The following is an 18,193-nucleotide window of genomic DNA, read 5'->3' on the forward strand; positions in this document are numbered from 1 at the left end:
CCCTCCCCCTGAAGGGGCGCCCCCCCTTGAGCTGCCCCCTCTCCCCGAGGGGGTGCCCCCTCCCCTCCCGCGGTCGCGGTCGCCGCTGCGCCCGCCGAGTGCGTGACTTCGGTGGCTGTGCGTGCGTTCAGACTCACGCACAACCACCAAAGTCACGCACTGGGCGTGTCAGCGGAGCTGTCCATGAGGCTTGGGCGACGGGACGGGGGCCTGAGGGTCCAGTCAGGGACGGACGCGGACGGCCTGCAGGGGCAGCAGCTCAGAGATGTCCGACCGCTCCCCCGAGGCGCTCACCCGGCCGTCGGCGACGGCGTCAGCCCACCGGACAGCGCCGGTGACGAGGCCGAGCCAGGTCTGCGGGTCGGTCTCCACGACGTTCGGCGGGGTCCCGCGGGTGTGCCGCGGGCCGTCGACGCACTGGACCGCTCCCCAGGGCGGCACCCGGACCTCGACGGCGTGACCAGGGGCGACGTCGGCGATCTCCTCAAGAGTGAACCGCACCGCCGTGGTGACCGTGGGCCGGTCGTCGGCGCCGTCGCGCCATGCGGAGACGGCGAGGCGACCGGCCGCGGGGTCGGTACGACGTCGGACAGCCATCACTGCTCCTCGTAGGAGAACCGCACGACGCGGTCCTCGATCGACACCTCGGCCACGCGCACCGCGACGGACTCCCCCAGCGGCAGGGGGCCGCCGCCGGAGACGACGGAGCCGCGCACAGCCGGCTCGTCCACGACGACGACGCCCTTGTGCGGGTCCCTGGAGTCCAGGTCGACGATCACGCCCTCGAAGAGCTCACCGACCGCGCCGGTGAGCAAGGCCGCCTCGACGATGTCCACGGACGCGCGCTCGAAGGCCGAGGCCCGCTGGCCCGCACGGGACATCGCTTTGGGCAGCACCTCGAAGGCGTCACGCACCCACGCCGGCACCGGCTCGTCAGCGCACAACGCCAGGCAGATCTCCGTGCCGTACCTGTCCACCAGACGTCGCAGCGGAGCCGTGACGTGCGCATACTCCGAGGCGATGGCGGCGTGCTCGGCGTCGTCGGGCACGTCCCCGTGGAAGGTGAGGTACCCCGCCCCGCGGAACAGCGACGTCGCCTCGTTGAAGAAGGCGGCGTGCTGGGGGACGGAGGAGTCCAGCTGGGCGAGGAGCTCGCCGTAGGGCTGCTCGGCGGGCCAGGCGATGTCCAGCGCCCGGGCCGTGCGGCGCAGCCGCTCGACGTCGCGCGGGTCGCTCGCGGGGAGGGTGCGGAAGATACCGGTCCCGCCCTCGCGCATGACGCGCGCCGCCGCGATGCCCGTGAGCAGGGAGATCTGCGCGTTCCAGCCCTCGGCCGGCAGGACCGAGCGGAACTCCAGGCCGTAGCTGCCGTCGTCGTGCAGGGTGACGTTCTGCTCGGGGACGTTGAGGGAGACGCCACCGCGCTCCCGCTCGAGCAGCTGGCGCAGCTCGCCGACCTCGCGCAGCAGCAGGAGCAGGTCGGCGGCGGTGCCGTCGTCGACGGCGGTCTGGACCTCGTCGTAGGTGAAGCGCGCGGTGGAGCGGACGCGCGCCCGGCGCACGTCGACGTCGGCGATCTCACCGCGGTCGTCGAGGGCGATCTGCCACACCGCAGCGGGGCGGTCCACCCCAGGGAGCAGGCTCGCGGCGCCCTCGGAGAGCACCGGTGGGTGCAGCGGGGTGCGTCCGTCCGGGGCGTAGAGGGTCATCCCGCGCGTGCCCGCCTCGCGGTCGATCGCGCTGCCGGGAGCGACGAAGTGCGCGACGTCGGCGATCGCGTAGCGCACGAGGTAGCCGTCGGGCGTCCGCTCGATGTGCACCGCCTGGTCGAGGTCCATCGAGCCGGGCGGGTCGATGGTGACGAAGCCGACGTCGAGCACCGGCAGGAGTGGGGTGGCCGGAGGCGGGGTGGGAGCGGGGGCGGTGCGGGTGGGCTCGGTGCGGGCGTCGGCGGGTGCGGCGTCGGCGTGGGGTGCATCGGGTGGTGCGGCGTCGGCGACGTGCTCGGCCTCGGCGAGAACGTCCTCGGGGAAGGCGAGGGGGATGCTCATCTCGGAGCGCAGCCGATCGAAGGCGATACGGACCCGCTCAGGGACCGTGGCCGCCGGGAGGTCGAGCCGAAGGTGACGTGAAGGCACGATCCGACTCTACGACGCCCCCGCCCCCCACCGAAGCCCAAACCGCCTCCCACCTCCCCTTCCTCCCCCTCACTCCCCTCCCCGAACTCGTGAGACCGTCGCCGAACTCGTGAGCGCGGGGCCTGCGGGCCCCGGAAGACGGGCCTGGCGCACGAGTTCGACGGATGGTTCACGAGTTCGGCGCACGGCGCACGAGTTCGGTGCGGGTGCGGGGGCAGGGGTGGGTACGGGGATGGGTGCGGGTATGGGGGCGGGCGGAGGGCGATCTTCGGGGAGACGGGAACAGGGCCGGCCCCGGTGGGGGCGGCCCTGTTCTGGTGGGGTGGTGTACCCCGGGGAGCTGAACTCAGATGACGCCGAGGGCGATCATCGCGTCGGCAACCTTGGTGAAACCAGCGATGTTGGCGCCGGCGACGTAGTTGCCGGGCTGGCCGTACTCTTCAGCGGTCTCGGCGCAGTTGTCGTGGATCCCGGTCATGATGCGCTGCAGGCGGGCCGCGGTGTCCTCGAAGGTCCACACGTCGCGGCTGGCGTTCTGCTGCATCTCCAGTGCGGAGGTGGCCACGCCACCGGCGTTGGCTGCCTTGCCCGGGGCGAACAGCACACCGGCCTCCTGGAAGGCGGCGACGGCGTCGGGCGTGGTGGGCATGTTGGCACCCTCGGCCACGGCGACGACGCCGTTCTTCAGCAGTGCCTTCGCGGCGTTGAGGTCGAGCTCGTTCTGCGTGGCGCAGGGCAGGGCGACCGTGGCCGGGACGTCCCAGATGGAGCCGTCGGAGACGAACTTCGCGGAGCCGCGGCGGGCCTCGTAGTCGCTGGCGCGGCCGCGCTCGACCTCCTTGATCTGGCGCAGCAGGTCGAGGTCGATGCCGGCCTCGTCGACGACGTAGCCGGAGGAGTCGGAGAAGGCGACGACGTTCGCGCCGAGCTCCTGAGCCTTCTGGATCGCGTAGATGGCCACGTTGCCGGAGCCGGAGACGACGACGCGCTGGCCCTCGAAGTCCTGGCCGCGGGTCTTGAGCATCTCGCGGGCGAACATGACCGTGCCGTAACCGGTGGCCTCGGTGCGCACGAGCGAGCCGCCCCAGGTCAGGCCCTTGCCGGTGAGGACACCGGACTCGTAGCGGTTGGTGATCCGCTTGTACTGACCGAAGAGGTAGCCGATCTCGCGGCCACCCACGCCGATGTCACCGGCGGGGACGTCGGTGTACTCACCGATGTGGCGGTACAGCTCGGTCATGAAGGACTGGCAGAAGCGCATGACCTCGCCGTCGGACTTGCCGCGGGGGTCGAAGTCGGAGCCGCCCTTGCCGCCACCGATGGGCATGCCGGTGAGGGAGTTCTTGAAGATCTGCTCGAAGCCGAGGAACTTGACGATCCCGAGGTACACAGAGGGGTGGAAGCGCAGGCCGCCCTTGAACGGGCCGAGGGCCGAGTTGAACTCGACGCGGAAACCACGGTTGATCTGCACGCGGTTGTGGTCGTCGACCCACGGGACCCGGAAGATGATCTGGCGCTCGGGCTCGCAGATGCGCTCGAGCACGGCGGCGTCGGTGTACTGCGGGTTCTTGGCGAGCACGGGTGCGAGCGACTCGAACACCTCGCGGACTGCCTGGTGGAACTCGACCTCGCCGGGGTTACGGCGGAGCACCTGTTCGAATACTGGCGCGAGCTGGCCTTCCATCAGGCGTTCTCCTTCATTCTTGTGCTGCACGAGCAGCCCGTTCTGACAACGGTGGTGCCGAGAGGCACCGGTGCAGCCTACCGTCAGAAAACCCCGGTCCCAATAGGTCTCAGGGCTCATATCGCGTCACCTGCGCGCTCTGCGGCAGGTCAGGTGCCCAGAGCGGCGGCGCGAAACCTGACGTTACAACGTCTCAGCACACGGATCAGATCTGTACGACATACGAGACGGTTTCGGCTGACCGCATCCTGAGATTTCTCCGCCAAGGCGCTGACAAGCGCTCGGCGGTTGCTATACCCGTCCCACAAGGTCACGAGAACCGATGCGAAGCCCCGGCTGGTCGGACAGCAACCCCCACTCACGGCGGGGTGCTCCGGGAGATGACCTGGCCGTGCCGACCGGCACGGCAAGCGTGAACGGACCGAAGGACATCTCATGGCACAGCTCTCACCACCGACGCCCGACGACGGCGCCCCGCTCCCCTCCTCACCCCTCACCGTGGTGGTCGTCTCGGGGAACCCGCGCCCCGGCTCGCGGACCCTGGCCGCGGCGGCCACCGTCGGCGCGCGGATCACCGCGCTGCTCGGTGCCGGACGCGGCAGCGGGCACGGCACCCAGCCCATCACCCTGGAGACGATCGACCTGGCTTCCTTCGCCTCCGAGGTCCTCACCGACCACCACCCCGCAGCCGACCGTGCCACCGCCGCTCTGGCTGCGGCGACCGTCGCCGTGGTCGCCACGCCTGTGTACAAGGCGTCCTACACCGGGCTGCTCAAGGCCTTCCTCGACCTCTACGGTCCCGACGGGCTGGCCGGCGTGGTCGTGGTGCCGCTGGTCGTCTCGGGGAACCCCGCCCACGCCCTGGCCGGGGAGGTGCACCTGCGCCCGGTGCTCATCGAGCTCGGCGCGGTGGTCCCCACCCGCGCGCTGTCCCTGACCGAGTCGCAGCTCGGCGACGTGGACGGCGCGATCACCACGTGGCTGGGTCGGGAGTGGAAGGCGCTGCGCCGCGCGGTCGGCCTGCCCGACGCCGCTCCGTCTCACCCCGCATCGCCCGATGCCGGTCCCGCGTTGCGCGACGCCGGCCCCACGCACCGCGCCACCCTCCAGACGGCGGTGACGGCATGACCATCCAGGACACCTCCCTCGACGCGGCGCGCGAGCACCTCGCCCGGCGCCCCGAACCGCAGATCCTCACCGCCGACGAGTACAAGACCGTCTTCCGCCAGCACCCGGCCGGGGTCGCGGTGGTCACCCTGCTGGGGCCGGACGGCCACGTCGGTTTCACGGCGACGTCAGTCATCTCGGTCTCGGCCGAACCGCCGCTGATCGCCTTCTCGATCGCCTCCGGGTCCTCGTCCTGGCCCGCTCTCGCGCAGGCCACCAGCCTGGTCGTCAACTTTCTCGCCGACGACCAGGACGACGTGTCGGCGCGGTTCGCGACGTCGGGCATCGACCGGTTCGCCGCGGGCGGCTGGACCGCGCTGCCCACCGGGGAGGCGGTGCTCGACGGGGCGCTCACCTGGCTGCGCGGGACGGTGGTGCAGCGCACCCCGGTCGGGGACAGCTATCTGGTCTCGGTCCTGGCGGCGCAGTCGTCGACCCGGCCCGGCGCCCAGCCGTTGGTCTTCCACGACCGCACCTACCACCGCATCGGCGACCACACGGCGATCTGAGCCGTCGGTCGTCGCTGCGGAGACGGCACAGGGCTGGGACCTCGGGGGAGATCCCAGCCCTGTGCCGTGCGGGGGTGTGCGATCCTCGACGGATGATCCTCACAGGCTCCCGGGTAACGCTCGAACCGATCACACCAGAGCTCGCACAGCGGATCGTCACCCGCGAGGAGCGACCCGGGGACGACTGGCACCCTGAGTACCCCTTCGTCGACGAGCTGGATCCGCTGCGGTCCCTCGCCGGGTCCTGCGAGCACGACCCCACCTTTCCCATGTACCTCGTCCGCCGAGCCTCCGACGGGCTTGCCGTCGGAGGGCTTGGCTTCTTCGGTCCGCCGGACGCGGACGGGACGGTCGAGCTCGGATACGGGCTCGTCCCCAGCGCCCGGGGCCAGGGGTTGGCGACCGACGCGGTGACGATCGCGCTGCGCCATGCGGGGCTGTCCGGCGCGAGGACCGCCGCGGCGGACACCGACCTGAGCAACGTCGCCTCTCAGCGCGTGCTCCTCACGGCCGGCTTCACCGAGGTGGACCGCAACGACTCGACCGTCTTCTACGAACGCTCCTTGACCGTCCGGTAGCTGCCGGACCGATCGGAGCGCGCTGCCCCCAGCATCGCGGCGGCCAGGCCGGCCACCACGACGATCCCGAGCAGGCCGGCCAGGCCGACCGGGCTGCCGCTCGCTGCGCCGTAGTCGGCGAAGGGCAGGCCCGCGAGCGCGTGCTGGGAGGCGACGTCGAGGAAGCCGAGCTGCTCGGCTGTCGCCTCGAGACCGTCCGGGGACGACGCCGCGAAGGACGAGAGCCCGACGGCGGTGACGGCAGCGATCGCTGACAGGGCAAGAACAGCGCGGCGCGCGGGGGCCTGGACCCAGGACTGTGCGGGGCGGGGGTCGATGTGCGCGGCCCCCGGGGCGACCGCCAGCACCACGGCGATGACGCCTGCGGTGATGAGCGCCTCCCCCAGCCCGATGAGAGCGTGGACGGACAGCATCGACGCCGTCAGCTCGCCGAGCGGCACCGACACCGCGCCCCCGGCCGCGAAGAGCGCGACGAACACCGCGGCCGACGCCGGCACGCTCACCAGCGCGCCGAGCCCGGCGGCGAGCGGGGCAGAGCGCGGGGTGGAGAGTGAGGCGGAGCGAGCGGCCGACGCACCGCTCGTCGCAGCGCCGTCACGGCTGCCCGCGCCGCGCAGGTGCTGCACCGCCTGAGTCACGGCCCACCCGACCGCGACCCCGGTCACGGCCATGAGCAGCGTGTTGGTGCCCAGTGCGGTCAGTCCCCCGTCGGCGAAGAGCGTGGCCTGGACGAGCAGCACCAGCGTCACCGCGAGCATGCCGAGCCACGGCCCCACGAGCGCGGCGGCCAGCACCCCGCCCATGAGGTGCCCGCTGGTCCCGGCGGCGACGGGGTAGTTGACCATCTGCAGGGCGAAGACGACGGCGCCGGTCGCAGCGGTGAGGGCGATCCGCTGACGGGTGAGGTCCTCGCGGGAGCGGTAGGCGGCGTAGGCGATCGCCGCGCAGGCCACCGCTCCGGTCGCGGCCGAGGTGGGGTCGTTGAGCATGTGGTCGGGGACGTGCACGGTGGAGCTCCTTCGGTGGGACGGGTATCAGGACGGCTGGCTCGGTCGAGGCTGGCTCGGTCGAGGCTGGCTTGGTCGAGGCTGGCTTGGTCGAGGCTGGCTTGGTCGAGGCTGGCTTGGTCGAGGCTGGCTTGGTGGAGGGTGCGGCACGGCAGGCGGTTCGGCAGCGCCAGGCCTGGGGGCACCGGCCACGTGGGCCAGCCACTGCCCCCACACCGCGTCGAGGGATCCCGTGTGGGCGTCGCGGCCGAGGGAGCGCACCAGCGCTCCCGGGAGGTCGAGGTCGAGGTGCGCCCGTCCCGGCGAGGGTGCGGTCGCCGGTGGACGCATGCCGAGGCAGAGGACCGAGTCGACGACGCGCTCGTCGCCGAGGATGCCTGGGGCTGTCCGTGAGGCGTCCAGCCGGAGGTCGTCCACGAGGGCGGGACGCCCGGCGAGGGTGCACCGCATCCCGGAGCGCAGGTCTCCCCCGACCTCCCCGGTGCGCCCGAGCACGAGGGTCTCGCGGAGCAGGAGGGTCGCGCCGGTGCCCAGCTCGGCGGTGGTCGCGCGGGTGACGTCGGCCCCGGCGGCCACGATGAAGGGCAGGCCCTCCCACACGAGGGTGCCGCCCGCGGCGACCGCGATCGTCACGTCCCACGTGGCGGTGCCGCCACGGGCGTCGTAGGCGACGGTGCCGGAGGTCTCCACCACGTGGAGCCAGGCTCCCGGGCCCACGCGCACGTCGATGCGGACCGCGTCACCGGCGAGCAGCAGCGCGCCGGTGGCCACCAGCGCGACGCGCGCGCCCGTGTCGTCGCAGGACAGCACCCGCGGGCTGAGCAGCCCGGTGCTCAGCGAGCACCGGGCGCGGCCCTCCTCGACGTCCACCTCGATCCGCGTCATGGCACTCAGGCGTGGGTGTGGTCGCGGGGCTGCGCGTGCTCGCCGTCGTGCGTGTGGTCATCGTGCGCGTGGTCGTGCCCGTGATCCTCGTCCTCGGCGTGGAAGTGCGGGGCCATCGGCCCCGGGTCCTGGGGCACGTGGTGGCCGCCGGTGTGCGCGGCGAGCACCTCGTAGACCCAGGCCTTGAGCCGCGCGCGCGACGCTGGGTCTTCCCGGGACAGCGCGAGGACGGGCCGGCCCTCCCGAGCCGCCTCGCCGTCGGACACCATCTGGGCGACGTCCACGCCGACGTAGGGCGCGAGGTCGGTCTTGTTGACCACGAGCAGGTCCGCGCGGGCGATGCCGGGGCCGCCCTTGCGGGCCACGTCCCCGCCGCCGGCGACGTCGAGCACGAAGATCTGGGCGTCGACCAAGGCTGGGGAGAAGGTCGCGGTGAGGTTGTCGCCGCCGGACTCCACGAGCACCACGTCGAGCGGGGCGAAGTCCTCCTCGAGGTCCTCGACCGCCATGAGGTTGGCGGTGATGTCGTCGCGGATGGCGGTGTGCGGGCAGGCGCCGGTCTCCACGGCGCGGATGCGCTCAGGGTCGAGCACCCCGGCCGAGCGCAGGAAGCGGGCGTCCTCGTCGGTGTAGATGTCGTTGGTGATGACTCCGAGGGAGAGCTCGTCGGCGAGCTCGCGGCAGACGAGCGCGATGAGCGAGCTCTTGCCGGTGCCCACGGGACCGGCGACGCCGAGGCGGAGCGAGCGGGTGCGGACGGGCTGGGTGTCGACGGGTGCGGTGTTCTCAGGCACTGAAGAGCCTTTCTGTGGTGCGGGCGTGGTGCTCGGCCCACTGCTCCATGAGCGGTGCGCCGTGCGCGGGGATGTGGTCGGGGTCAGTGAGGTGGGAGACCTCGGCGACGACGTCGTCGATGTCGGGGCCGGCGGCCAGCACCCAGGTGGTGGTCTCGGCCGGGTCCACGGGCTCGAGCTTGAGGGAGGCGGCGGCGACGGTCTGGGCGTCGTCGTAGGCGACCAACCGGGCCAGGCGCACGGCGTCGAGCCCGGCGCACGCGGCGAGGACGCCGAGCACGAGGGGCCGTGGGACTCCGGCGGCCGGGCGTGCGGTCCCGGCGACGGTCAGCGCGCCACGTCGACCCCGGGTGGGCAGGTCCTCCTCGAGGACCGCGAGCGCCGGGTGGTCCGGCCACAGCCGGCGCAGCAGCCGCAGGTAACCCCGGCCCAGCCGTTCGGAGGTCTCGCGCAGCGCCGGGCTCGGGGTGCGCGCAGCCCAGGCGGCGCGCACGTCGGCGAGGGTGGGTGCGCCGTCGGCCGCGCGGGCCGGCCCGAGCGCGACGTGGCGCGCCACGACCGCGGTCCCCGCCTCGACGCGGACCGTGGTCGCCAGCCGCGCGGCCATGTAGGCGGGCACGTCCCGGGGAGCCATCCCCGCCCGCAACGCCGGCTCCAGCCCGGCCGACTGGGTGTGCCCGCCGGTGGGCAGGCGGGCGTCGGCCAGCAGCATGAGCAGGACGTCCGGGTGGGTGCCGGTGACCTGGTGCATCAGAACATCGAGTAGAGCTGGGCGAGCGGCAGGCTCGCGGCGGGGGCCGGCTCGACGAGGTCGCCGTCGATGGTGATGGCGAAGGTCTCGGGGTCGATGTCGATCGCGGGGAGGGCGTCGTTGTTGCGCATCTGCGCCTTGCCCACCCCGCGGGTGTCGCCCAGCGGCAGCAGCGTCCGGGTGAGCTCGAGGCGGTCGATGAGCCCGTCGTCGAGCGCGGCCGGGGAGACGAAGGTGAAGGACACGTCCGCGCCGGTCGCGTCCGCCAGGGCCGGGCGCATGAGCACCGGCTGGGGTGAGGGGATGGAGGCGTTCGGGTCGCCGAGCGCTCCCCACACCAGCGCGCCGCCCTTCATGACGACGGAGGGACGCACCCCGAAGAACTTCGGTTCCCACAGCACGAGGTCGGCGATCTTCCCCGGCTCCACCGAGCCGATGTAGGCGTCGATCCCGTGCGCCACCGCGGGGTTGATCGTGTACTTGGCGACATACCGGCGGGCGCGCAGGTTGTCTGCGGGCAGCACGCCGGGACCGGGGGCCTCCAGGGCGCCGCGGCGGGCCTTCATGACGTGGGCGACCTGCCAGGTCCGGGTGATCACCTCACCGATGCGGCCCATCGCCTGGGCGTCCGAGGAGGTGATGGACATGGCACCCATGTCGTGGAGGACATCCTCGGCGGCGATGGTCGTGGCGCGGATCCGGGACTCCGCGAAGGCGAGGTCCTCGGGGACGCGGGGGTTGAGGTGGTGGCACACCATGAGCATGTCGAGGTGCTCGGCGACGGTGTTGACGGTGTGCGGCAGGGTCGGGTTGGTCGAGCCGGGGATGACGTTGGGGTGGCTGGCGACGGTGAGGATGTCCGGGGCGTGGCCGCCGCCGGCGCCCTCGGCGTGGAAGGCGTGGATGGACCGGCCGCCGATCGCGGCGAGGGTGGACGCCACGAAGCCGGCCTCGTTGAGGGAGTCGGAGTGCAGGGCGACCTGCAGCCCCCAGTCCCCCGCGGCGGTCAGCGCCGCGTCGATCGCGGCGGGCGTGGAGCCCCAGTCCTCGTGGACCTTGTAGCCGCCCGCCCCGGCCATCGCCTGCTCGCGCAGCGCCGCCGCGCTGACGGTGTTGCCCTTGCCCAGGAGCAGCACGTTGACCGGGAGCCGGTCCAGGCTGCGGTGGATGGAGCGCAGGTGCCACGCGCCCGGGGTCACGGTGGTGGCCTTGGTGCCCTCGCTCGGGCCGGTCCCGCCTCCGATCACCGTGGTCAGGCCGGTCGCCAGGGCCTCGACGACCTGTGAGGGGGAGATGAGGTGGACGTGGGAGTCGATGCCACCGGCGGTGAGGATCTTGCCCTCGCCGCTGATCACGTCGGTGCTCGGGCCGATGTGCAGCGCCGGGTGCACGCCGTCGGCGATGTCGGGGTTCCCGGCGCGGCCCAGGGCGACGATGCGCCCGTCGCGGATGCCGACGTCGGCCCGCACCACGCCCCACCAGTCCAGCACGATCGCGTTGGTGATCACCGTGTCGAGGGCGCCGCCGGCGCGGGTCGTGGCGGACTGCGCCATGGACTCGCGGATGGACTTGCCCCCGCCGAAGACCGCCTCCTCGCCGCCGACCGTGCGGTCCTCCTCGATCTCGATCCACAGGTCGGTGTCGCCCAGGCGGACCTGGTCACCGGTCGTGGGTCCGTAGAGCGCCACGTACTGGGCGCGGGGGACGTCAACCATGCTGGAGACCTTCTTCTCTGCGACGTGCGCCGCTGCTGCCTGGTGCGCCGCTGCCCGTGCTGCCCGCGCTGCCGGGTGACACGTCGACGTCGGCTGCGGTCTTGTCCCGCTGGATGCCCGGCACCCGGCGCAGCCCGCGCAGCGCGACGGCGTCGACGGTCGCCGAGGCCCCCGGCTCGAATCGCCGCGACGTGCCCGAGGGGATGTCGAGGCGGAAGCCGCGGGCGGCTGCGCGGTCGAAGGCGAGGGCGCTGTTGGAGTCCGGCAGGTGCAGGTGGGAGCCGATCTGCACGGGCCGGTCGCCGGTGTTCTCGATGACGAGGGTGAGGCGCTCGGCGGCCGTGCGGTCGCCGTTGAGCACGACCGGGGCGTGCGACCCGAGCCGGATCGCCCCCGGGCCGGTGCTGGACATGCCTGCCATGACGGGGCTCCTAGGCGATGGGGGTGTGGATGGTGACGAGCTTGCGCCCGTCCGGGAAGGTCGCCTCGACCTGGACGTCGGGCAGCATCTCGGCGACGCCGACCATGACGTCCTCACGCCGCAGGACCTCACGTCCGGCGACCATGAGGTCGGCGACGCTGCCACCGGCGCGGGCCTCTTCGATGACCCACGTGGTGAGCAGGGCGACCGTCTCGGGGTAGTTGAGCTTGACGCCGCGGGCCCTGCGGTCGCGGGCGACCATCCCGGCGACGGACAGCAGGAGCTTCTCCTGGTCGGCTGGTGACAGGTGCATCAGATGGCCATCGCCGCGCGGACGTGATCCTCGGCGTCCATGCCACCGCCGCCGGAGTCGACCACCCGCCCGGACTCCACGACGTGGTAGGCGTCCGCAGCACTCAGCGCGAAGCCCACGTGCTGCTCGACGAGCATGACCGACATCTCCCCGGAGTCGGTGAGCGCGACGATCGCGTCCTCGATCTCGGTGACCACGGAGGGTTGGATGCCCTCGGTCGGCTCGTCCAGCAGCAGCAGCCGCGGGCCGGTGATGAGCGCCCGGGCGATCGCGAGCTGCTGACGCTGCCCACCCGAGAGCAGCCCGGCCCGGCGGGTGAGCAGCCCGCGCAGCGCCGGGAAGAGGTCCAGGGCGGAGTCCAGGCGCGCGGCCCCGTCCTTGCGGGTGTCTGCCACGAGCTGGAGATTCTCCCGGGCGGTGAGGTCACCGAAGGACTGCTGCCCCTGCGGCACGTAGGCGAGCCCGCGGCGCACCCGTTGGAAGGTGGGCAGCGTCGTGATGTCTTCCCCGTCGAAGCTGATGGTCCCCGAGCGCGGGCGCAGCAGCCCGAGGGTGGCCCGCAGCAGCGTCGACTTCCCCGCACCGTTGTGGCCCAGCACCGCCGCCACTCCCCCGTCCGGGACGGTGAGCGAGACGTCGTAGAGCACGAGGGAGCGGCCGTAGCCGACGTGGAGGTTGCGGATCTCGAGCATGTCAGGCCTCCGTCGTGGTCGTCGTCGTGGGTACGCCAGGCGCAGCAGGCAGAGCAGGCGCAGCAGCCGTGCCCGACGCCGGTCGCGACCGCCGCGCGCCACGCGCGGCCCCCGCCGTCCCCAGGTAGACCTCCTGCACCCGCGGGTCCGCCTGCACCTCGGCGTAGGTCCCCTCCGAGAGCACCGAGCCCATGTGCAGCACGGTCACCGAGGAGGCGAAGGCCCGCAGGAACTCCATGTCGTGCTCGACGACGACCACGGTGCGCTGGTCCCCGATCCGCTGCAGCAGCAGCCCGGTCTGCTCGCGCTCGGCGTGGCTCATCCCGGCGACGGGCTCGTCGAGCAGCAGCAGGCGCGCATCCTGGACGAGCAGCATGCCGATCTCCAGCCACTGCTTCTGCCCGTGGGCGAGGATCCCGGCCTGGACGTCACGCAGGTGGGTCAGGCCGATGGTCTCCATCGCGGCCTCGACGTTCTCCGGCGCGCTCCCCCGGCGGCGCAGCAGCTCGCGTGGGCCGCGGGCAGCGCCCGCGGCGATGTCGAGGTTCTGCAGCACGGTGAGCTCCTCGAAGACGCTCGCCGTCTGGAAGGTCCGCCCGACGCCGGCCCGCGCCACCCGGTGCACCTTGCGTCCCAGCAGCTCGGTGCCGCCGAAGCGGACGGAGCCGCTGGCCTTGGCCAGGCCGGTGATGGCGTCGACGATGGTCGTCTTGCCGGCCCCGTTGGGGCCGATGAGGAAGCGCAGGTCGCCCTGGACGACGGTGAGGTCGACGGAGTCGACGGCGACGAAGCCGTCGAACTCCACGTGCAGGCCGCGCACCTCGAGGTAGTCGTGGCGGAACCGGTCGTCGCTCGCGCCGAGCACCGCGCTCGCCGAGGCGAGGTTGATGCCGTCGCCGGCCGGCGGGGTCGCGGGGGTGGTCGCGGGAGTCGCGGGAGTCGCGGGAGTCGGGTCAGTCATCGTGGCCTCCGGTGGCGGCTCGGACGGTCGGGACGGGCGCCGTCGGGGCACCGGGGGCGGCGGTGGTGGCAGTGGCGGTGGCAGCTCCCGTAACGGCGGCCGCGCGGGGTGCGGCCGGCGGCCCGGACGGGCCGGGCGGCGGCGTCGGGCTGGCCTGGGGCGGGGTGCGCCGCAGCTTTCCGACGAGGGAGGCGAGCCCGCCGGGCAGGAAGGCCACCACGACGATGAACAGCGCACCCTGGACGTAGATCCACCCCGAGGGGAAGGACTCCGACAGCGACGTCTGCGCCCACGACACCGCAACGGCGCCCAGGACCGGGCCGAGCAGGGTGGCGCGGCCACCGATCGCCACGCCGACGAGGAAGGCGATCGAGGGCACCACACCGACGTCGGCCGGGGAGATGATCCCCACGACCGGGACGAACAGCGCCCCGCCGATCGCCGCCATGCCCGCGGCGACGACGTAGGCGACCACCTTGACGAGAGCCGGGTCGTATCCGAGGAACCGCACGCGGTTCTCCTGGTCACGCACAGCCACGAGCAGCTCACCGAAGCGGGACACCATGAGCTGACGCACGATCGCGACCATGACGAGCAGCACCCCGGCGACGACGAAGAAGATCATCCGCTTGTTGACCGGGTCGGTGAGGTCATAGCCGAAGAAGCTGCGGAAGCCGTTGAGCCCGTTGGTGCCGCCGGTGACCTTCTGCTGACCCACGAGCAGGATCGCGAAGGCGGCCGCGAGGGCCTGGGACAAGATGGCGAAGTACGCCCCGCGCACCCGCCGGGTGAACACCGCGTAGCCGAGGATGGCGGCGAGGGCGCACGGCACCACGACGATCGCCGCGAGCGCGACGGGCGCCGAGCGCAGCGGCTCCCACCACCCCGGCACCTCACCGGTGCCGTAGAGGGTCATGAAGTCCGGGACGCCGCCCGGGCCGGCGTCGGCCAGCTTGAGGTGCATGGCCATGATGTAGGCGCCGAGGCCGAAGAACACGCCCTGGCCGAGGGTGAGCATCCCGCCCCGCCCCCAGGCCAGGCCGATGCCCACGGCGACCATCGCGAGGCAGAGGAACTTCGCGAGCAGGTTGAGGCGGAAGTCGGACAGGACCACGGGCGCGACGGCGAAGAGCACCACGGCGGCGAGCGCGAAGCCGGCGAGGGTGCGGGCGCGGCCGGGGCGGGTGAGCAGACCGAGGGCGGTCATGCGATCCCCCTCTGACGGACGGAGACCAGGCCCTGGGGCCGGGCCTGGAGGAAGGCGACGATGGCGACGAAGACGAGGACCTTGGCGATGCTCGCGGTCGTGGAGTACTCGATGGTGGCCTGCAGGATCCCCAGGGCGAAGGCCGCGATGACCGCGCCCTTGATCTGCCCGATCCCGCCGACCACGACGACGAGGAAGGCGTCGACGATGTAGTTGGTGCCCAGGGTGGGGCCGATCGACCCGAGCAGGGTCAGCGCCACCCCGGCGATGCTGGCCAGCCCGGAGCCGATGAAGAAGGTCAGCCGGTCGGTGGCCTTGGTGGAGATACCGCTCGCCTCGGCGAGGCTGCGGTTCTGCACGACGGCGCGGATCCGCCGCCCCAGCGGCGTGAGCTTGAGGACCAGCGCGAGGACGACGACGCAGGCGATCGCCAGGGCGATGATGAACAGCCGGGTGCGCGGGACCGCCAGGCCGAGGATGTCGACTGCGCCCTTGAGCCACTCCGGCGCGCGGACGTCGACGTTGGGGGCGCCGAAGATGTTGCGCGCCGCCTGCTGCAGGACGAGCGCCACGCCCCAGGTGACCAGCAGGGTGTCCAGGGGCCGGTCGTACATCCGGTGGATGAGGGTCATCTCCAGCAGCAGCCCCAGGGTGCCACCCACGAGGAACCCGACGACCAGGGAGAGCATGAGGGAGACGCCGGCGTCGGCGAAGATCCCCTGCATGACGTAGGCGGTGTACGCCCCGGCCAGCATGAACTCCCCGTGGGCCATGTTGATGACGCCCATCTGACCGAAGGTCAGGGCGAGGCCGAGCGCGGCCAGGAGCAGGACCGAGCCGAGGCTCAGACCGGCGAAGAGCTGGGACATGATGACTTCCATCGGGCGCCTCCGTCTGTGGGCCGCTGCCAGCGCTGGCGGTGCGGGACCCGGGTGGTCGGGCAGAGGGAGGGAGCGCCGGGACGCTCCCTCCCTCCACCTCAGGGGTTGGTGCTCAGGAGAGGCCGGCGGCCCACTCGTAGCCGGTGAGGAAGGGGTCCGGCTCGATGGGTTCGCCCGAGCTCCAGACGGTGTGGATGAGCCCGTCCGGGCCGATCTCGCCGATCAGCGCGGTCTTGGCGATGTGGTGGTTGTCGCCGTTGATGGTGACGGTGCCCTCGGGGGCGTCGAAGGAGACGCCGTCGGCCGCGCCCTGGATGTCGGCGACGTCGAAGGACTCAGCCTTCTCGACCATGTTCTTCCACAGGTAGAGGGAGGCGTAAGCGGCTTCCATCGGGTCGGAGGTGACGCGGTCCGCGCCGTACTCGGCCTTGAAGGCTTCGACGAAGGTGGCGTTCACCGGGGTGTCGATGGTCTGGTAGTAGTTCCACGCGGTGAGCTGGCCCTCGACGTTGTCGACGCCGATCCCGCCGACCTCCTCCTCGGCGATGGACACCGAGACGACCGGGAGGGTGTCCGGGGCCAGGCCCACGTTCTTGTACTCCTTGAAGAATGCGACGTTGGAGTCGCCGTTGAGAGTGTTGAAGACGGCGTCCGCGCCCGACGCCTTGAGCTTGTTGACGATGGTGGAGAAGTCCGTGTGGCCCATCGGGGCGTACTCCTCACCGACGATCTCGATGCCGTTGGCCTCGGCGTAGGCGTTGATGATCTTGTTCGCGGTCTGGGGGAAGACGTAGTCGCTGCCGACGAGGAAGACCTTCGTCTTGCCCTGCTCCTTGAGGTAGTCCATGCCCGGGACGATCTGCTGGTTGGTCGTGGCGCCGGTGTAGAAGATGTTCTTGGACGACTCCAGGCCCTCGTACTGGACGGGGTAGAACAGCAGCGAGTTCTTCGACTCGAAGACGGGCAGCATCGCCTTGCGGCTCGACGACGTCCAGCCGCCGAAGACCGCCGCGACGCAGTCGCTCGTGATGAGCTTCTCGGCCTTCTCGGCGAAGACGGTGGGCTCGGAGGCACCGTCCTCGGCGACGATCTCCAGCTGCTTGCCCAGCACGCCGCCGGCGGCGTTGATCTCCTTGGCAGCGAGGTCGAGGGAGTCGCGGACCGTCTGCTCGGAGATGGCCATGGTGCCCGAGAGGGAGTTGAGGAAGCCGATCTTCACGGCGTCACCGTCGGTCTTCACGCAGGAGGCCGCTGCGGAGGTGGTCGTCGAGCCTGACTCCGCCTTCGCCCCGCAGCCGGAGAGGCCGAGGGCCAAGATGAGTACCGAGGCGGGCAGTACACGCGCCAGTCGTCGCGATGCGGTCATCGGGGGTCCTTTCGCCGTGGCCGGAGCCACCGTGAATCAGCCGAGGTGAGCGGCGGCCGGTCCCGGGGATCCGGGCCGGAGCCATGCGTGCCGCTCACGTTGGTAGACGCTAGAGATGTCCTGTTTCGCCGACGTCCGGGTTTTGTTGCCCGGATATTTCCGATGGTCACGATCTGGTGTCAGTGTGGGAGCGCTCCCGCCGCGTGCGTCGAAGGGTCTGGTCGGCGCGCCGGCCCTATATTCAGCCCATGCCACCTCACCAGCGTCTCCGCGCACCTGTTCAGCCCGACGGCGTGGCCACCGAGGTGGTCCCCGGCCGGGCGTGGCCGTTCCTGCTCGTGCCCGGCATCCTGCTGGTGGCCGCCGGGGCGGTGATGGCCGCCGTCTACTCCGTCGCCTTCATCCGCCGGGGCGAGACCGTGGGCGGGCTCGAGCTTCCCTTCGTGGACGCCTATCCCAGCGTGGTGGACATCGTCATGCCGGCCTTCGCCGCCTTCCTCGTCGGCGGGTGCCTGACGTTCATCGGCGAGCTGCTGCGCCGCGGGGTGATCGTGCGCGGCTACGGCAACAACGTCGCCATCTTCAGGCCCCTGGGCGCCCTGGTCCACGCCGACTGGGTGCTCGTGCCGCTGGCCGCCTGGGTGGTCGCGGTGCCGTACGTGCTGTCCCACGGGTCCACCGGCCAGGCGCAGACCCCCGGGATGTCCTTCCTGGAGGCCGACTCCGACGCGATCTTCCTCAGCGGGGTCTACGGCGGCTTGGCCGCCGCCCTCGTCGGCGCGCTGGTGGGCTCCTTGGTCAAGAAGCTCTGGTTCGTGCGGGCTGAGCGCCGGCACGGCCCCCTCCCCGCGGAGCAGAGGTCACGCGGATGGTGGATGTTCAGCTACTACTGGCGCTGCGACGTGTGGCTGGTCTCGTTGGGCTTCCTCCTGCTCGGCCTCGCTCCCCTGCCCGCCTTCCTCGGGAGCACCGCCGGCATCGTGGTGACGGTGGGCGGTGGTGCGGTGCTGGCAGCAGCGGGGCTGGTGACCTGCACGATGTACCGCCGGGCGGGCATGCCGCTGGGCACCGGGTCCTCGGTCTCCGGAGGGGCGCAGGCCGAGGCCTGACGCCGTAGCGCTGGA

Annotated in this window: 18 protein-coding genes, 2 pseudogenes and 1 riboswitch; of the genes and pseudogenes, 4 read left to right on the forward strand and 16 right to left on the reverse strand. The window is 72.1% G+C overall.

What is annotated here, in order from left to right; all coding sequences use genetic code 11:
* Nucleotides 1-222 precede the first annotated feature (222 nt).
* The 3 genes from SS2_RS00370 to gdhA form a co-directional block, all read right to left on the reverse strand.
* Nucleotides 223-597 carry a sterol carrier family protein gene (locus SS2_RS00370; RefSeq protein ID WP_066460248.1) on the reverse strand — a complete coding sequence of 125 codons (375 nt, stop codon included), beginning with the start codon at nt 595-597 and terminating at the stop codon, nt 223-225.
* Nucleotides 597-2,138 (reverse strand): RNB domain-containing ribonuclease, encoded by a 1,542-nt coding sequence (locus SS2_RS00375; RefSeq protein ID WP_066460249.1) that lies wholly within the window; start codon nt 2,136-2,138, stop codon nt 597-599. Before SS2_RS00375 ends, SS2_RS00370 begins: the two co-directional genes overlap by 1 nt.
* 346 nt (nt 2,139-2,484) lie before the next feature.
* Nucleotides 2,485-3,822 (reverse strand): NADP-specific glutamate dehydrogenase, encoded by a 1,338-nt coding sequence (gene gdhA, locus SS2_RS00380; protein WP_066460251.1) that lies wholly within the window; start codon nt 3,820-3,822, stop codon nt 2,485-2,487.
* A 308-nt stretch (nt 3,823-4,130) separates the two neighbouring features.
* Nucleotides 4,131-4,241, forward strand: a riboswitch (SAM riboswitch).
* Between the two features lie 16 nt (nt 4,242-4,257).
* On the opposite strand from gdhA, the gene SS2_RS00385 reads away from it, so the two are divergent.
* The 3 genes from SS2_RS00385 (at nt 4,258) to SS2_RS00395 (ending at nt 6,076) form a co-directional block, all read left to right on the forward strand.
* The gene (locus SS2_RS00385; protein ID WP_083941400.1) at nt 4,258-4,950 is read left to right on the forward strand and encodes an NADPH-dependent FMN reductase; all 693 of its coding nucleotides are present in this window, start codon (nt 4,258-4,260) and stop codon (nt 4,948-4,950) included.
* On the forward strand, nt 4,947-5,498 hold the full coding sequence (locus SS2_RS00390; RefSeq protein WP_083941402.1) for a flavin reductase family protein: 552 nt from the start codon (nt 4,947-4,949) through the stop codon (nt 5,496-5,498). The genes SS2_RS00385 and SS2_RS00390 overlap by 4 nt, the downstream gene beginning before the upstream one ends.
* 92 nt (nt 5,499-5,590) lie before the next feature.
* Entirely contained in the window at nt 5,591-6,076 is a 486-nt protein-coding gene (locus SS2_RS00395) for a GNAT family N-acetyltransferase (RefSeq protein ID WP_066460253.1), read from the forward strand.
* Here SS2_RS00395 and SS2_RS00400 read toward each other — a convergent pair.
* The 13 genes and pseudogenes from SS2_RS00400 to urtA form a co-directional block, all read right to left on the reverse strand.
* Nucleotides 6,049-7,083 carry an energy-coupling factor ABC transporter permease gene (locus tag SS2_RS00400; RefSeq protein WP_066460255.1) on the reverse strand — a complete coding sequence of 345 codons (1,035 nt, stop codon included), beginning with the start codon at nt 7,081-7,083 and terminating at the stop codon, nt 6,049-6,051. The genes SS2_RS00395 and SS2_RS00400 overlap by 28 nt on opposite strands.
* Before the next feature lie 83 nt (nt 7,084-7,166).
* A pseudogene (locus SS2_RS18195) lies at nt 7,167-7,268 on the reverse strand (hypothetical protein); the annotation flags it as partial.
* A 10-nt stretch (nt 7,269-7,278) separates the two neighbouring features.
* Nucleotides 7,279-7,968, reverse strand: a pseudogene (locus SS2_RS18200) (urease accessory protein UreD); the annotation flags it as partial.
* A gap of 5 nt (nt 7,969-7,973) precedes the next feature.
* Entirely contained in the window at nt 7,974-8,762 is a 789-nt protein-coding gene (gene ureG, locus SS2_RS00410) for an urease accessory protein UreG (protein ID WP_066460257.1), read from the reverse strand.
* Complete coding sequence (locus SS2_RS00415; protein WP_217995549.1) at nt 8,755-9,513, reverse strand: urease accessory protein UreF; 759 nt, start codon at nt 9,511-9,513, stop codon at nt 8,755-8,757. Before SS2_RS00415 ends, ureG begins: the two co-directional genes overlap by 8 nt.
* The gene (locus SS2_RS00420; protein WP_066460259.1) at nt 9,513-11,228 is read right to left on the reverse strand and encodes an urease subunit alpha; all 1,716 of its coding nucleotides are present in this window, start codon (nt 11,226-11,228) and stop codon (nt 9,513-9,515) included. Before SS2_RS00420 ends, SS2_RS00415 begins: the two co-directional genes overlap by 1 nt.
* Nucleotides 11,221-11,649: an urease subunit beta gene (locus tag SS2_RS00425; protein WP_083941404.1), complete on the reverse strand. Its 429-nt coding sequence runs from the start codon at nt 11,647-11,649 to the stop codon at nt 11,221-11,223. Before SS2_RS00425 ends, SS2_RS00420 begins: the two co-directional genes overlap by 8 nt.
* A gap of 10 nt (nt 11,650-11,659) precedes the next feature.
* Nucleotides 11,660-11,962 (reverse strand): urease subunit gamma, encoded by a 303-nt coding sequence (locus SS2_RS00430; RefSeq protein ID WP_066460261.1) that lies wholly within the window; start codon nt 11,960-11,962, stop codon nt 11,660-11,662.
* Nucleotides 11,962-12,654, reverse strand: a complete 693-nt coding sequence (gene urtE, locus SS2_RS00435) for an urea ABC transporter ATP-binding subunit UrtE (RefSeq protein WP_066460263.1) — start codon at nt 12,652-12,654, stop codon at nt 11,962-11,964. Before urtE ends, SS2_RS00430 begins: the two co-directional genes overlap by 1 nt.
* A gap of 1 nt (nt 12,655) precedes the next feature.
* Nucleotides 12,656-13,615, reverse strand: coding sequence for an urea ABC transporter ATP-binding protein UrtD (gene urtD / locus SS2_RS00440; protein ID WP_083941407.1), 960 nt, complete (start codon nt 13,613-13,615; stop codon nt 12,656-12,658).
* Nucleotides 13,608-14,822, reverse strand: a complete 1,215-nt coding sequence (gene urtC, locus SS2_RS00445) for an urea ABC transporter permease subunit UrtC (RefSeq protein ID WP_083941409.1) — start codon at nt 14,820-14,822, stop codon at nt 13,608-13,610. The genes urtD and urtC overlap by 8 nt, the downstream gene beginning before the upstream one ends.
* Entirely contained in the window at nt 14,819-15,703 is an 885-nt protein-coding gene (gene urtB, locus SS2_RS00450) for an urea ABC transporter permease subunit UrtB (protein WP_066460265.1), read from the reverse strand. The genes urtC and urtB overlap by 4 nt, the downstream gene beginning before the upstream one ends.
* A gap of 112 nt (nt 15,704-15,815) precedes the next feature.
* On the reverse strand, nt 15,816-17,069 hold the full coding sequence (gene urtA, locus SS2_RS00455; RefSeq protein ID WP_066460267.1) for an urea ABC transporter substrate-binding protein: 1,254 nt from the start codon (nt 17,067-17,069) through the stop codon (nt 15,816-15,818).
* Nucleotides 17,070-17,317: 248 nt separating this feature from the next.
* Between urtA and SS2_RS00460 the strand changes: the two genes are divergently transcribed.
* Entirely contained in the window at nt 17,318-18,178 is an 861-nt protein-coding gene (locus SS2_RS00460) for a hypothetical protein (RefSeq protein WP_157607135.1), read from the forward strand.
* Nucleotides 18,179-18,193 lie beyond the last annotated feature (15 nt).

The organism is Sanguibacter suarezii NBRC 16159, from assembly GCF_001552735.1.
GTDB classification, from domain to species: domain Bacteria; phylum Actinomycetota; class Actinomycetes; order Actinomycetales; family Cellulomonadaceae; genus Sanguibacter; species Sanguibacter suarezii.

Excerpts from the sequence above, each read along its gene's own strand:
- SS2_RS00370 (WP_066460248.1), bottom strand. The coding sequence starts at position 597 with ATGGCTGTCCGACGTCGTACCGACCCCGCGGCCGGTCGCCTCGCCGTC.
- gdhA (WP_066460251.1), bottom strand. The coding sequence starts at position 3,822 with ATGGAAGGCCAGCTCGCGCCAGTATTCGAACAGGTGCTCCGCCGTAAC.
- SS2_RS00385 (WP_083941400.1), top strand. The coding sequence starts at position 4,258 with ATGGCACAGCTCTCACCACCGACGCCCGACGACGGCGCCCCGCTCCCC.
- SS2_RS00390 (WP_083941402.1), top strand. The coding sequence starts at position 4,947 with ATGACCATCCAGGACACCTCCCTCGACGCGGCGCGCGAGCACCTCGCC.
- SS2_RS00395 (WP_066460253.1), top strand. The coding sequence starts at position 5,591 with ATGATCCTCACAGGCTCCCGGGTAACGCTCGAACCGATCACACCAGAG.
- SS2_RS00415 (WP_217995549.1), bottom strand. The coding sequence starts at position 9,513 with ATGCACCAGGTCACCGGCACCCACCCGGACGTCCTGCTCATGCTGCTG.
- SS2_RS00420 (WP_066460259.1), bottom strand. The coding sequence starts at position 11,228 with ATGGTTGACGTCCCCCGCGCCCAGTACGTGGCGCTCTACGGACCCACG.
- SS2_RS00425 (WP_083941404.1), bottom strand. The coding sequence starts at position 11,649 with ATGGCAGGCATGTCCAGCACCGGCCCGGGGGCGATCCGGCTCGGGTCG.
- SS2_RS00430 (WP_066460261.1), bottom strand. The coding sequence starts at position 11,962 with ATGCACCTGTCACCAGCCGACCAGGAGAAGCTCCTGCTGTCCGTCGCC.
- urtE (WP_066460263.1), bottom strand. The coding sequence starts at position 12,654 with ATGCTCGAGATCCGCAACCTCCACGTCGGCTACGGCCGCTCCCTCGTG.
- urtD (WP_083941407.1), bottom strand. The coding sequence starts at position 13,615 with ATGACTGACCCGACTCCCGCGACTCCCGCGACTCCCGCGACCACCCCC.
- urtC (WP_083941409.1), bottom strand. The coding sequence starts at position 14,822 with ATGACCGCCCTCGGTCTGCTCACCCGCCCCGGCCGCGCCCGCACCCTC.
- urtB (WP_066460265.1), bottom strand. The coding sequence starts at position 15,703 with ATGGAAGTCATCATGTCCCAGCTCTTCGCCGGTCTGAGCCTCGGCTCG.
- urtA (WP_066460267.1), bottom strand. The coding sequence starts at position 17,069 with ATGACCGCATCGCGACGACTGGCGCGTGTACTGCCCGCCTCGGTACTC.
- SS2_RS00460 (WP_157607135.1), top strand. The coding sequence starts at position 17,318 with ATGCCACCTCACCAGCGTCTCCGCGCACCTGTTCAGCCCGACGGCGTG.